The sequence below is a fragment of the Terrabacter sp. C0L_2 genome (genome assembly GCF_036352015.1).
Taxonomy (GTDB): domain Bacteria; phylum Actinomycetota; class Actinomycetes; order Actinomycetales; family Dermatophilaceae; genus Terrabacter; species Terrabacter tumescens.
Window position 1 is genome coordinate 3,079,345 of record NZ_CP143557.1, and the last position, 12,357, is coordinate 3,091,701.

13 protein-coding genes are annotated in these 12,357 nt (G+C 71.8%); 11 read left to right on the forward strand and 2 right to left on the reverse strand.

Annotated elements, in window-relative coordinates; translation table 11 throughout:
* The first annotated feature begins 109 nt into the window (after positions 1-109).
* From U5C87_RS14045 to U5C87_RS14090, 10 genes are read left to right on the forward strand one after another with little or no spacing between them, the layout of a single operon-like run.
* Positions 110-775 carry a phosphatidylserine decarboxylase gene (locus U5C87_RS14045; protein ID WP_330473159.1) on the forward strand — a complete coding sequence of 222 codons (666 nt, stop codon included), beginning with the start codon at positions 110-112 and terminating at the stop codon, positions 773-775.
* The gene (locus U5C87_RS14050) at positions 772-1,749 is read left to right on the forward strand and encodes a CDP-alcohol phosphatidyltransferase family protein (protein WP_330473160.1); all 978 of its coding nucleotides are present in this window, start codon (positions 772-774) and stop codon (positions 1,747-1,749) included. Before U5C87_RS14045 ends, U5C87_RS14050 begins: the two co-directional genes overlap by 4 nt.
* A gap of 44 nt (positions 1,750-1,793) precedes the next feature.
* A complete protein-coding gene (locus U5C87_RS14055) occupies positions 1,794-2,642 on the forward strand; it encodes a helix-turn-helix transcriptional regulator (protein ID WP_443082061.1) in 849 nt (282 codons plus the stop codon).
* Positions 2,639-4,060 (forward strand): Fe-S cluster assembly protein SufB, encoded by a 1,422-nt coding sequence (gene sufB / locus U5C87_RS14060; RefSeq protein WP_330473161.1) that lies wholly within the window; start codon positions 2,639-2,641, stop codon positions 4,058-4,060. Before U5C87_RS14055 ends, sufB begins: the two co-directional genes overlap by 4 nt.
* Entirely contained in the window at positions 4,060-5,361 is a 1,302-nt protein-coding gene (sufD, locus tag U5C87_RS14065; RefSeq protein ID WP_443082062.1) for a Fe-S cluster assembly protein SufD, read from the forward strand. The genes sufB and sufD overlap by 1 nt, the downstream gene beginning before the upstream one ends.
* Positions 5,362-5,364: 3 nt before the next feature.
* On the forward strand, positions 5,365-6,144 hold the full coding sequence (gene sufC, locus U5C87_RS14070) for a Fe-S cluster assembly ATPase SufC (protein WP_330473162.1): 780 nt from the start codon (positions 5,365-5,367) through the stop codon (positions 6,142-6,144).
* Between the two features lie 5 nt (positions 6,145-6,149).
* Positions 6,150-7,454: a SufS family cysteine desulfurase gene (locus U5C87_RS14075; RefSeq protein WP_330473163.1), complete on the forward strand. Its 1,305-nt coding sequence runs from the start codon at positions 6,150-6,152 to the stop codon at positions 7,452-7,454.
* A complete protein-coding gene (gene sufU, locus U5C87_RS14080) occupies positions 7,454-7,936 on the forward strand; it encodes a Fe-S cluster assembly sulfur transfer protein SufU (RefSeq protein WP_330473164.1) in 483 nt (160 codons plus the stop codon). The genes U5C87_RS14075 and sufU overlap by 1 nt, the downstream gene beginning before the upstream one ends.
* Entirely contained in the window at positions 7,933-8,259 is a 327-nt protein-coding gene (locus U5C87_RS14085; RefSeq protein WP_030202221.1) for a metal-sulfur cluster assembly factor, read from the forward strand. The genes sufU and U5C87_RS14085 overlap by 4 nt, the downstream gene beginning before the upstream one ends.
* Positions 8,260-8,278: 19 nt before the next feature.
* Positions 8,279-8,911 (forward strand): acVLRF1 family peptidyl-tRNA hydrolase, encoded by a 633-nt coding sequence (locus U5C87_RS14090; protein WP_330473165.1) that lies wholly within the window; start codon positions 8,279-8,281, stop codon positions 8,909-8,911.
* Here U5C87_RS14090 and ypfJ read toward each other — a convergent pair.
* Together ypfJ and U5C87_RS14100 are read right to left on the reverse strand one after the other, a co-directional pair.
* Entirely contained in the window at positions 8,904-9,857 is a 954-nt protein-coding gene (gene ypfJ, locus U5C87_RS14095) for a KPN_02809 family neutral zinc metallopeptidase (RefSeq protein ID WP_330473166.1), read from the reverse strand. The two genes, U5C87_RS14090 and ypfJ, sit on opposite strands and share 8 nt — an antisense overlap.
* Before the next feature lie 174 nt (positions 9,858-10,031).
* Positions 10,032-10,988, reverse strand: a complete 957-nt coding sequence (locus U5C87_RS14100) for a helix-turn-helix transcriptional regulator (RefSeq protein WP_330473167.1) — start codon at positions 10,986-10,988, stop codon at positions 10,032-10,034.
* 99 nt (positions 10,989-11,087) lie between these two features.
* Between U5C87_RS14100 and U5C87_RS14105 the strand changes: the two genes are divergently transcribed.
* Positions 11,088-12,341, forward strand: coding sequence for an amidohydrolase (locus U5C87_RS14105; RefSeq protein ID WP_330473168.1), 1,254 nt, complete (start codon positions 11,088-11,090; stop codon positions 12,339-12,341).
* Positions 12,342-12,357: the final 16 nt, after the last annotated feature.

A 12,357-nucleotide genomic window follows, 5' to 3' on the forward strand; every position in this document is an offset into this window, starting at 1 on the left:
TCGGACCCGACGACCCCGGTCACCGCACCTCGGTCGCCACCGGCGTACCCCTCCGCCGTCCCCGCTCCGCCCGCCCGCTTCCACTCGACCCTGACGGAGAACCCCACCCGTGAAGATCGACCCAGCCGCCAAGCCCTTCACCGCCATGGCCGCCGTGCCGACGGTGATCGCCGCGCTGGCCCGCCGACCGCGCACGACCGCCGCCCTCGGCCTGCTGACCGTAGGGGTGACGCTCTTCTTCCGCGACCCCGACCGGACGCCGGACCACACGCCGGTGTCGGACCCCGACGTCGTGCTCGCGCCGGCCGACGGCATCGTCATGCACGTGGGGGAGCCGCAGCCGGGCATCGCGCCCCCCGGTGAGTGGCAGCAGGTCAGCATCTTCCTGTCGCTGCTCGACGTCCACATGAACCGCTCGCCCTACGGCGGCCGTGTCATCGACGTCACCCACACCCCCGGACGGTTCCTCGCGGCCTACCGCGCCGAGAGCGCCACGAAGAACGAGCGCAGCGAGATCATCGTCGAGCGGGTCGTCGACGGGCGCGCGCGGCGCGTCGTCTACCGCCAGCTCGTGGGCCAGCTCGCGCGCCGCATCGTCACGCGCATCGAGCCGGGCGACCAGGTCCCCACCGGCGCGCGCATGGGGCTGATGAAGTTCGGCTCCCGCATGGACGTCTTCGTGCCGCCGGAGGTGCAGCTCGAGGTCTCCAAGGGCAAGCGCGCCATCGGGGGAGAGACGGTCCTCGGTCGGTTCCCCGCGGCGGACCAGACGTGAGCAGCGACCCGTCCGCGTCCGCCGACGAGCGTCCCCGCCGGCGCGACCGCGTCAGCCGCCGCATCCGGCTCGTCTCGGCGACCGGAGCCCGTGTCATCCCCCTCGACCGGCTCAACCCGCGCGTGCGCGCCCGGGCCACGCTGCCCAGCCTCTTCACGCTCGGCAACATGCTCTGCGGCTTCTCCTCGGTGCTGCTGTCGTTCCAGGGCCACTTCCGCACGGCTGCCGTCCTCGTGGGCATCTCGATCGTCCTCGACATCTGCGACGGCGCCGTGGCTCGCGCGGTCGGGGCGATCACGCCCTTCGGCCTGCAGTTCGACTCGCTCGCCGACCTCATCTCCTTCGGGATCGCGCCGGCCGTCCTCGTCTACACGTGGGCGCTGCCGGCCTACCCCGTCTGGGCGTGGGCGGGCGCGATGTTCTGGCTGGCCTGCGCGGCCTACCGGCTCGCCCGCTTCAACGTCACCATCGACCCGCTCGCCGACAAGCGCTACTTCGTCGGCCTCGCGAGCCCCGGCGCGGCGGGCGTCGTCATCTCCACCGTGCTCGCCATCGGCGACCCGCTCTACGACTGGGCGCCGCTCGTCCCGGTCGCTGCCGGCGTCGTGCCGGCCGCGCTCATGGCCTCCTCGTTCCGCTTCCGCTCCTTCCGTGACCTCCTCTCGCCGCGGCACCTGCGGATCACGGTGCCGCTCGGCATCCTCATCGCCCTGGGGCTCGCGCTCTTCCCCGGCGCGACGGGGATGGCGCTCGCCTACGGCTACGTGCTCACCTGCCCGCTGGGCTGGGTCACGGCGCCCCTGCGCCGACGCTGGTTCGGCGACGAAGCCGTCGCCCCTCCGCGCACCCGGATGCCGTCGGTGATCATGCCGCCGGAGTCCGAGGACGACGTGGACGACCGGGACGACGACCGGGACGACGACGGCGACGACCTCGACGTCGACGACGACCTCGACGGGCGGGGCTGCCGGTAAGGACCTCCTAACTGGAGTAGGAGGCCCATTTACGTCACAATGGTGTGGTGTTTATCGGAGAGCACGCACCGCGTGAGACGAAGGACGGCGAGGACGTCCAGCACGTCTCGCCGCTCGAGTCGCGCACGCGCTCGCGGGTGCTCCACATGGTCTCCGCCGACGGGCCCATAACGGCGGCCGAGCTCGGCCGCCACCTCGACCTGACTCCGGCCGCGGTCCGCCGCCACCTCGACGCCCTCGTCGAGCAGGGCGCGGTCGTCCCGCACGAGCCCACCGGTGGCCGTCGCGGGCGCGGGCGCCCCGCTCGCGCCTACGTCGTCTCCGACGCGGGGCACAGCGCCCTCGAGGCCGACTACGACTCGCTCGCGGTCGAGGTGCTCCGCTACCTCGAGGCCCACGCGGGTCCGGCGGCCGTGGGCGACTTCGCGCGCAGCCGCGTCGCGGCCCTCGAGGAGCGGTATGCCGCCCGCCTCGCCGCCGCGGGCGACGCGCCTGCCGCTCGCGCCGAGGCGCTCGTCGAGGCCCTGAGCGAGGACGGCTTCGCGGCCACGGCCCGCCCCGTGGGGGCCGGGGGACTCACCGGCGTCCAGCTGTGCCAGGGTCACTGCCCGGTCCAGCACGTCGCGGCCGAGTTCCCGGCCTTCTGCGAGGCCGAGACCGACGCGTTCTCGCGCCTGCTCGGCGTGCACGTCCAGCGCCTCGCCACCCTCGCGGGTGGCCACCACGTCTGCACCACGTTCGTCCCGACCGGTGGGATCGCCACTCGCCCCCGGAAGACCACGCAGCTCCCCGGTGTTGACCCGGAGGCTGCGCCGCTCCGAGCCAACGCCAGCACGAGCACCACCTCGAGCACCATCGACACGCTCACGCACGTCAAGGAAGGTTCCTCATGACCACGCACATCGAAGAGCTGAACCCCGGCCTCAAGGGCATCGGCACCTATGAGTACGGCTGGGCCGACAGCGACGTGGCCGGTGCCACGGCGCGTCGTGGGCTCAACGAGGACGTCGTGCGCGACATCTCGGCCCGCAAGAACGAGCCCGAGTGGATGACCAAGCTGCGCCTGAAGAGCCTGAGCCTCTTCGGCAAGAAGCCCATGCCGGCCTGGGGCTCGGACCTCACCGGCATCGACTTCCAGAACATCAAGTACTTCGTGAAGTCCACCGAGAAGCAGGCCGCCACCTGGGACGACCTGCCCGAGGACATCAAGAACACCTACGACCGCCTGGGCATCCCCGAGGCCGAGAAGCAGCGCCTCGTCTCGGGTGTCGCCGCCCAGTACGAGTCCGAGGTCGTCTACCACCAGATCCGTGAGGACCTCGAGGCCCAGGGCGTCATCTTCCTCGACACCGACACGGCCCTGAAGGAGCATGAGGACCTCTTCCGCGAGCACTTCGCGACGGTCATCCCCGCGGGCGACAACAAGTTCGCCGCGCTCAACACCGCCGTGTGGTCGGGTGGCTCGTTCATCTACGTGCCCAAGGGTGTCCACGTCGACATCCCGCTCCAGGCGTACTTCCGCATCAACACCGAGAACATGGGCCAGTTCGAGCGGACGCTGATCATCGCCGACGAGGACTCCTACGTGCACTACGTCGAGGGCTGCACCGCGCCGATCTACAAGTCGGACTCGCTGCACTCGGCCGTCGTCGAGATCATCGTCAAGAAGAACGCCCGCGTGCGCTACACGACGATCCAGAACTGGTCCAACAACGTCTACAACCTCGTGACGAAGCGCGCGACGTGCGAGGCTGGCGCGACGATGGAGTGGGTCGACGGCAACATCGGCTCCAAGGTGACGATGAAGTACCCCGCCGTCTTCCTCATGGGCGAGCACGCCAAGGGCGAGACGCTCTCGATCGCCTTCGCCGGCGAGGGCCAGCACCAGGACACCGGCTCCAAGATGGTCCACGCGGCGCCCAACACCAAGAGCTCGATCATCAGCAAGTCGGTCGCCCGCGGCGGCGGACGCGCGAGCTACCGCGGCCTCGTGCAGGTGCTCGAGGGCGCCTCACACTCGGCCTCGACGGTGCGCTGCGACGCCCTGCTCGTCGACACGATCAGCCGCTCCGACACCTACCCCTACGTCGACATCCGCGAGGACGACGTCTCGATGGGTCACGAGGCCACGGTCTCGAAGGTGTCCGAGGACCAGCTCTTCTACCTCATGTCGCGCGGCATGGCCGAGGACGAGGCGATGGCGATGATCGTGCGCGGCTTCATCGAGCCCATCGCGCGCGAGCTGCCGATGGAGTACGCCCTCGAGCTCAACCGCCTCATCGAGCTGCAGATGGAAGGAGCCGTCGGCTGATGAGCCTTCTGGCTGACACGACCACCGACACGCCCGACACCACCGAGACCCAGCAGAGCGAGACCACGGTGCCCGACGCCGCCCCCACCGCAACCCTCCCCGGCGCAGCAGCCCACACCGACTCGGCCGCGGCCTTCGTGCCCGACCAGTCGCGGGCCGAGCGCACGGCGTCCTTCGACGTCGGCGACTTCCCCGTGCCCGGCGGGCGCGAGGAGGACTGGCGCTTCACGCCGGTCAAGAAGCTCGCGGCCCTGCTGGCCGACGGCGCGACCGGCCGGCTCGAGTCGAGCTCGAAGCTGCCGCAGGGCGTGACCACCTCGACGATCACGTCCGCCGAGGCCCAGGGGCTCGGCATCCTCCCGCCGCAGGACCGCGCGGCCGTCGTCGCCGGCGCTGCCGCCGACGGCGCCCTGCTCCTCGACATCCCGGCCGAGGCCGAGCTCGACGAGCCGGTGCGCCTCTCCCTCGTCGGCCAGGGCGGCGAGCCCGTGCACGGCCACCTCGTCGTACGTGCCGGCCGCTTCTCCAAGGCGACCGTCGTCGTCGAGCACACCGGCTCGGCCCGCTACTCCCAGCTCGTCTCCGTCGTCACCGACGACGGCTCCGACCTGACGGTCGTCTCCGTCCAGCGCTGGGCCGACGACGCCCAGCACCTGGCGCAGCACGACGCGCTCGTCGGCCGTGACGCCCGCTACAAGCACCTGTCGGTGACGCTCGGCGGCGAGGTCGTCCGCGTCAACGCCAACGTGCGCTACGCCGGCCCCGGCGGCGACGCGACCCTCCTCGGCGTCTACTTCGCCGACGCGGGCCAGCACCTCGAGCACCGCTCGTACATCGACCACAACGCGCCGCACTGCAAGAGCCGCGTCACCTACAAGGGCGCGCTCCAGGGCGAGACCGCCCGCACGGTGTGGGTCGGCGACGTGCTCATCCGGGCCGAGGCCGAGGGCACCGACACCTACGAGCTCAACCGCAACCTCGTGCTCACCGACGGCGCCCGCGCCGACTCGGTGCCCAACCTCGAGATCGAGACCGGCGAGATCGAGGGGGCCGGGCACGCCTCTGCGACAGGCCGTTTCGACGACCTGCAGCTGTTCTACCTCCAGTCGCGCGGCATCAGCGAGGACGAGGCCAAGCGCCTCGTCGTGCGCGGCTTCTTCGCCGACATCATCCGGGAGATCCCGCTCGCCGACCTGCGCGACGAGATCACCGCGGCGATCGAGGAGGAGCTCGCCTCGACGGCATACGCGGCTCCCACCCAGCAGACCCCCAGCATCCCCAGCACCAACAAGGAGAACTGACCCATGAGCACGCTCGAGATCAAGGGACTGACGGTCTCGGTCGAGACCGAGGACGGCCCCAAGGAGATCCTGCGCGGGGTCGACCTCACCGTGAAGTCGGGGGAGACCCACGCGATCATGGGGCCCAACGGCTCCGGCAAGTCGACGCTGGCCTACAGCATCGCCGGCCACCCCAAGTACACCGTCACCGGCGGCACCGTGACGCTCGACCGCGAGGACGTCCTCGCGATGAGCGTCGACGAGCGCGCCCGCGCGGGCCTCTTCCTCGCGATGCAGTACCCCGTCGAGGTCCCCGGCGTGACGGTCAGCAACTTCCTGCGCACCGCCAAGACGGCCATCGACGGCGAGGCGCCCAAGCTGCGCACGTGGGTCAAGGACGTCAAGGAGGCCATGGGCAACCTGCGCATGGACCCCGTGTTCGCCGAGCGCAACGTCAACGAGGGCTTCTCCGGTGGCGAGAAGAAGCGCCACGAGATCCTCCAGATGGAGCTGCTCAAGCCCAAGGTGGCCATCCTCGACGAGACCGACTCCGGCCTCGACGTCGACGCGCTCAAGATCGTCTCCGAGGGCGTCAACCGCGCCAAGGACTCGAGCGACCTCGGCGTGCTGCTCATCACGCACTACACGCGCATCCTGCGCTACATCAAGCCCGACTTCGTCCACGTCTTCGTCGACGGCAAGGTCGTCGAGCAGGGCGGCCCCGAGCTGGCCGACCGCCTCGAGGACGAGGGCTACGACCGCTACCTCGCCGGGGCCTCCGCGGCCGAGCCGGTCCAGGCCTGAGCCGGATGGGCGACGTCCTGCCGTTCACGGACGGGGAGCTCACCGCGATCCGCGGTGACTTCCCCATCCTGACGCGCACGGTGCGTGACGGCAGGCCGCTCGTCTACCTCGACTCGGGGGCGACGTCGCACAAGCCGACGCCGGTCCTCGACGCCGAGCGGGCGTTCTACGAGCAGCACAACGCCGCCGTCCACCGCGGCGCGCACCAGCTCGCCGAGGAGGCGACCGACGACTTCGAGGCGGCCCGCGCGACCGTCGCGTCGTTCATCGGGGCTCCCGCCCACGAGGTCGTCTTCACGAAGAACGCCACCGAGGCGCTCAACCTCGTCGCCTACGCGTTCTCCAACGCGGCCCCGACCGACGAGCCCAAGGACGAGCGCTTCGTGCTCGGTCCCGGTGACGAGATCCTCGTGACCGAGATGGAGCACCACGCCAACCTCGTCCCGTGGCAGGAGCTCGCCCGTCGCACGGGCGCGACCCTGCGCTGGGTGCCGGTCGGTGCCGACGGCGCGCTCGACCTCTCCGGGCTCGACGACCTGCTCACCGAGCGCACCAAGGTCTTCGCGTTCACGCACGTCTCCAACGTGCTCGGCACGGTCAACCCCGTCACCGAGCTCGCCGAGCGGGCACACACCGTCGGGGCTCTCGTCGTCGTCGACGCCTGCCAGTCGGTGCCGCACCTCGCGGTCGACGTGGCGACGCTCGGGGCGGACTTCATCGCCTTCAGCGGCCACAAGATGTACGGCCCGATGGGGGTCGGCGTCCTCTGGGGTCGTGCCGAGCTGCTCGAGGTCATGCCGCCGTTCCTCACGGGCGGGTCGATGATCGAGCTCGTCACCATGGAGCGCTCCACGTATGCGCCGGCTCCGCAGAAGTTCGAGGCCGGCGTGCCCAACGCCGCACAGGCCGTGGGCCTCGCGGCCGCGGTGCGGTGGATCGAGGCGATCGGCATCGAGCGCATCCACGCCCACGAGGCATCGCTCGTCGACCTGCTCCAGCGCAGCCTCGCCGAGCGTCCGTGGGTCCGCGTCGTCGGCCCTGCGGTCGGCGCGCCCCGGGGCGGCGCCGTCGCGTTCGTCGTGGACGGCGTGCACGCCCACGACGTCGGCCAGGTGCTCGACGACGCCGGCGTGGCCGTGCGCGTGGGCCACCACTGCGCGTGGCCGCTGCACCGCGCCCTCGGCGCCGCTGCGACGACCCGCGCGTCCTTCGCCGTCCACAACACGCCCGCCGACGTCGAGGCGCTGCTCGCGGCCCTCGACCGCGTGCCCGCGATCTTCGGGCTCGACACCCACCGGGAGGCGAGCTGATGGACCTCTACCAGGAGCTGATCCTCGAGCACTCCAAGCGGCCCCACCACGCAGGTCTGCGTGAGCCGTTCGACGCCGAGGTGCACCACATCAACCCCACGTGCGGCGACGAGGTGACCCTGCGGGTCGACGTCACCGGCACGGGTCCGGACGCCGTCGTCACCGACATCTCCTACGAGGCGCAGGGCTGCTCGATCTCCGTCGCGAGCTCGTCCGTCCTCGCCGAGGAGGTCATCGGCCACCCGGTGTCCGAAGCCCTCGAGACCTTCGAGGCCATGCGCGCCATGCTGACCTCGCGCGGCACGGTCACCGGTGACGAGACCGTCATCGGCGACGGCGTCGCCTTCGCCGGCGTGTCCAAGTACCCTGCGCGCGTCAAGTGCGCGCTCCTCGGCTGGACCGCCTTCACCGACGCCCTCGCCCGAGCCGGCGTCGACATCTCTTCCACGAGTTCGCCCTCCCCGCAAGGAGCTTCGTCATGAGCCAGACCGCCACCCCGCCCAACGTGGCCGACGTCGAGGAGGCCATGCGCGACGTGGTCGACCCCGAGCTCGGCATCAACGTCGTCGACCTCGGCCTCGTCTACGGCATCACCGTCGACGCCCAGGCCCACGCCGTCATCGACATGACGCTGACATCGGCGGCCTGCCCGCTCACCGACGTCATCGAGGACCAGACCGCCCAGGCGCTCGAGGGCCTCGTCACGACGCACCGCATCAACTGGGTGTGGATGCCGCCGTGGGGCCCCGACAAGATCACCGAGGACGGCCGCGAGCAGCTGCGTGCCCTCGGCTTCAACCTCTGAGCCAGCCGCACTTGCGCTCGTGACGACGCGCGTCATCGAGGTCGACCCGGAGCGGTTCGACCGCTGGATGGCCGGCTTCGCCGAGCGACACGGCCCCTACGACGCCGCCGAGGAGTCCACTCCCGGCGGCGTCGTCGTGTCCGCACGCGCCGCGGACGGATCCACCGTCGTGGCAACGCCGTTCGCCCACGAGCCGCTCGGGGTGATCCTCGTGCGACGGGGTGGGTATGCCGTAGGCCTGGCTCTCGGGGGCTCGTTCAACGCGTCCAAGGTCGGCACCCGCCACGTGCAGTCCCGCACGGCCGCCGGCGGCTGGTCGCAGCAGCGTTTCGCGCGTCGCCGGGGCAAGCAGGCCGACGAGCTCGTCGACGCCGTCGTCGGGCACGCCCGGCGGGTGCTGCTCGGGGACGACGAGAGCCCACGGGCCGGTGCGGACGGCATACCCCTCGCGTTGGTCGTCGGCGGTGACCGCACCCTCGTGCGTGAGGTCCTCGACGCGAGCGCGTTGCGCGCGCTCGCCGGGCTGCCGCTGCGCGAGCTCTACGACCTGCCCGACCCGAAGCGGGACGTGCTGGAGACCGCGCTGCGGCGTGGCCGTGCCGTCCGCCTCGAGCTCACGGAGACGGAGTCAGGCTCGGGGGCGCTCAGCTGACGGTGTCGACGCCGAAGGTGTTGCACTGGTTGATGTCACCGGTCTCGTAGCCCTGCGAGAACCAGTTCATCCGTGCCTGCGCCGAGCCGTGGGTCCAGTTCTCCGGCGTGACCCGGCCCTGCATCTTCTCCTGGATGCGGTCGTCGCCCACCGCCGAGGCGGCCGAGAGCGCCGACTTGATGTCGCTCTCGGTGATGGCCTTGAGCAGCGGCGTGCCGTTGGCATCGGTCGTCTCGGTCGCGTGCTTGACCCACGTGCCGGCGAGGCAGTCGGCCATGAGCTCGACGCGCACGGCGCCGGAGTTGGCACCCTGGGGGTCCTGCTGCGCCCGGTTGAGCAGGCCGAGGAGGTCCTGCACGTGGTGGCCGTACTCGTGGGCGATGACGTACTCCTTGGCGAGCTGGCCGCCGTCGGCGCCGAACTTGCTCTGGAGCTCCTGGAAGAAGCTCGCGTCGACGTAGACCTTCTTGTCGAGGGGGCAGTAGAACGGGCCCACCTGCGAGTTGGCGGTGCCGCAGCCCGAGGGCGTCTGGCCCTGGTAGATCACGGTTTTCACCGGCTCGTAGTTCATCTGGTACTTCGGCAGGGTCTTGGACCAGTAGTCCTGCACGCTGTTGACCGTCGCGACGATGAGGCACACGTCGTTCTTGTTGGCGTCGGCCCCGGTCTTGCACTGGGAGAACTGGTTCTCGTCGACCTGGCCGGCCGCGGCGACCTGGTCGCTCTGGAGCTGCTGCGAGGGCAGACCTCCGGTGGTGCTGCCGGAGTCGCCGCCGCCGAGGATCTTGCCGCCGCCGAAGATGAGCATCAGCACGAGCAGGATGAGGCCGCCGATGCCGCCACCGACCTGGATGCCGCCGGGGAAGCCTCCGCCTCCGCCGCCCCCACCGCTGCCGCCGCTCTGCACCTGCGAGGTGTCGAGCTGGGCGTTGTCGTTGAAGCTCATCGTGCCGCTCCTCGGGTCGGGACCGGGGACTGCCCGGTCCGGTCGGGATCACCCTAGTGCGCGGGGACCTCGGTTCGTCTGCTGCTGGACCTGCCGGACCTCGCGGTCCGGCGGTGACGTACCCGCTCGGGCCGCTCGGGGCGCTCGAGCGATGGCCGGCCGTTCCGGATCGGGTCAGGATCTGCCGGCGGCCTTGACGAGGCGGGCGGCGAGGTCCTCGGTGGCCTGGACGAGGGCGGGCGAGCCGACCACCTCGAAGGACAGCGGCGTGACGGCGAGCTGGCGGGCGTACCAGTCGGGGTCGTCGGTGGTGGCGAGCAGCCGGATGCCGCCGTCGACCACCTCGAGGCGCCCGAGGCTGCGCGGGAGCCACCGGGACGCCTCGTCGAGGTCGGCGCGCAGGAGCACGTCGACCGCGTGTCGCCAACCCTGCGAGAGGTGCTCCTCGAGCGTGCGCAGCGCGTCGAGGTCCTCGGGCGCCGTGAAGGACTGCGAGGTGACGAAGACGGACAGCACCCGGTCGATGCGGAGGGCCCGCTGCGCGTCGCTCGTGTGCGACCAGCACAGGAGGTACCAGCGGCCGTGGCGCAGGACGACCGCCCACGGGTCCACGTCCATGGGCCGCTCGCGGCCGTCCTCGAGGCGGTAGTCGAGGCGCACGCGCCGGGACGACGTCCAGGCCTCGACGAGCCGGGCGGTGAGGGCCGGGTCGACCCGCAGGCTCGGGTCCGGCGGTGGGCCGGTGACGCGCCGGACGGCCCGGACCGGCTCGGCCACCTGGTGGGGGAGGGCCCGCAGGATCTTGGACAGGGCGGCACCGACGAGCTCGGTCGGGTCGGCCGCTCCGCGGTGTCCCTCGAGGACGGCCATGACGAGTCCGAGCGCCTCCGGGGCCGTGAACATCAGGGGCGGCAGACGCAGGCCCCGGCCGACGCGATAGCCCCCGTGCGGGCCCGTGACCGACTCGATGGGCAGCTCGGCCTCGCGCAGGATGGCGACGTAGCGCCGGGCTGCCCGCTCGGTGACCCCGAGGTGGTCACCGAGGCGCTGGGCCGTGATGCCGGGGGAGTCCTGGATCGCCTCGAGAGCGAGCAGCGCCCGCGCGGTCGGGCTCGTGTCGTAGCGCACCATTGACCTCCCCGGACGACGTACGGCACGACCGTACCGCCCGGAGGTGACGGCACACGTCCGGAGAGCGCGACTGCGTGCGGCGTCGGTACTGTCGAGCGCATGGACACCGCGAGCGGCCTAGAGACCCTCCTGCCCCGGCTCCGGGACGTCTACCGCGACCTGCACGCGCATCCCGAGCTGTCCTTCGCGGAGCACCGCACGGCCGGCATCGCGGCTGCCTGGCTGCGTGAGCTCGGGCTCACCGTGACCGAGGGCGTGGGCCGCACGGGAGTGACGGGAGTGCTGCGCCGCGGCGAGGGCCCCGTCGTGCTGCTGCGGGCCGACATGGACGGGCTGCCCGTGGCCGAGGCGACGGGACTGGCGTATGCGTCGACGGCCCGGGGCGTCGACCCCGACGGTCGCGACGTGCCCGTCATGCACGCCTGTGGTCACGACGTGCACGTCACCTGCCTCCTTGGTGCGCTGTCGGTGCTCGCGGCCGACGACTCGTGGACGGGCACCGTCGTCGCGGTCCTCCAGCCGGCCGAGGAGGTGGCCCGCGGCGCCGCGGCGATGGTCGAGGACGGCCTCTACGGGACGGTGCCGCGCCCCGACGTCGTGCTGGGGCAGCACGTCGCGCCGCTGCCCGCCGGCACCATCGGCCTGCGGGCCAGCCCGTCTTTCGCGGCCACCGACAGCCTGCGCATCACGCTCTTCGGCGAGGGCGGCCACGGGTCGAGGCCGGAGGCCACGGTCGACCCGGTCGTCCTGGCCGCCGCGACGGTGCTGCGGCTGCAGACCGTCGTCTCGCGCGAGATCGCCGGCACCGAGACGGCGGTGCTCACCGTGGGGTCGGTCCAGGCGGGCAGGAAGTCGAACATCATCCCCGACGAGGCGGTCCTGCTGCTCAACCTGCGCACCTACGACGTGAGGGTGCGCGACACGGCACTCGCCGCCATCCGCCGGATCGTCGAGGGCGAGGCCGCCACGGCCGGAGCGCGTCGGGCGCCGCTCATCGAGCCCATCGAGCAGGCGCCCGCCGTCGTCAACGACGCCGCAGGGGTCGAGCGCACCCGGCCGGCGCTCGAGGCGATCGTCGGGCCGGGCCGCGTCGTGGACCCCGGACCGATCACCGGGAGCGAGGACGTCGGGGTGCTGGCCGAGGCGGCCGGGGCGCCGTGCATCTTCTGGCTGCTCGGCGGCGCCGACGCGACCGCCTTCGCCGGGGCGCACGACCTCGAGGGCATCCGCGCTGTGCTGGCGTCGCTGCCGTCCAACCACTCGCCGCTCTACGCGCCGGTCATCGACCCGACGCTCGAGATCGGTGTGCGGGCGCTCGTCGGCGCGGCACGGTCCTGGCTCCGGCACGGGTAGCGGCAGCGGCCGAGGC

Bases quoted from the DNA above. Each gene is read 5' to 3' on its own strand.
- sufB (WP_330473161.1), top strand. From the start codon at position 2,639: ATGACCACGCACATCGAAGAGCTGAACCCCGGCCTCAAGGGCATCGGC.
- sufD (WP_443082062.1), top strand. From the start codon at position 4,060: ATGAGCCTTCTGGCTGACACGACCACCGACACGCCCGACACCACCGAG.
- sufC (WP_330473162.1), top strand. From the start codon at position 5,365: ATGAGCACGCTCGAGATCAAGGGACTGACGGTCTCGGTCGAGACCGAG.
- U5C87_RS14075 (WP_330473163.1), top strand. From the start codon at position 6,150: ATGGGCGACGTCCTGCCGTTCACGGACGGGGAGCTCACCGCGATCCGC.
- sufU (WP_330473164.1), top strand. From the start codon at position 7,454: ATGGACCTCTACCAGGAGCTGATCCTCGAGCACTCCAAGCGGCCCCAC.
- U5C87_RS14085 (WP_030202221.1), top strand. From the start codon at position 7,933: ATGAGCCAGACCGCCACCCCGCCCAACGTGGCCGACGTCGAGGAGGCC.
- ypfJ (WP_330473166.1), bottom strand. From the start codon at position 9,857: ATGAGCTTCAACGACAACGCCCAGCTCGACACCTCGCAGGTGCAGAGC.
- U5C87_RS14100 (WP_330473167.1), bottom strand. From the start codon at position 10,988: ATGGTGCGCTACGACACGAGCCCGACCGCGCGGGCGCTGCTCGCTCTC.
- U5C87_RS14105 (WP_330473168.1), top strand. From the start codon at position 11,088: ATGGACACCGCGAGCGGCCTAGAGACCCTCCTGCCCCGGCTCCGGGAC.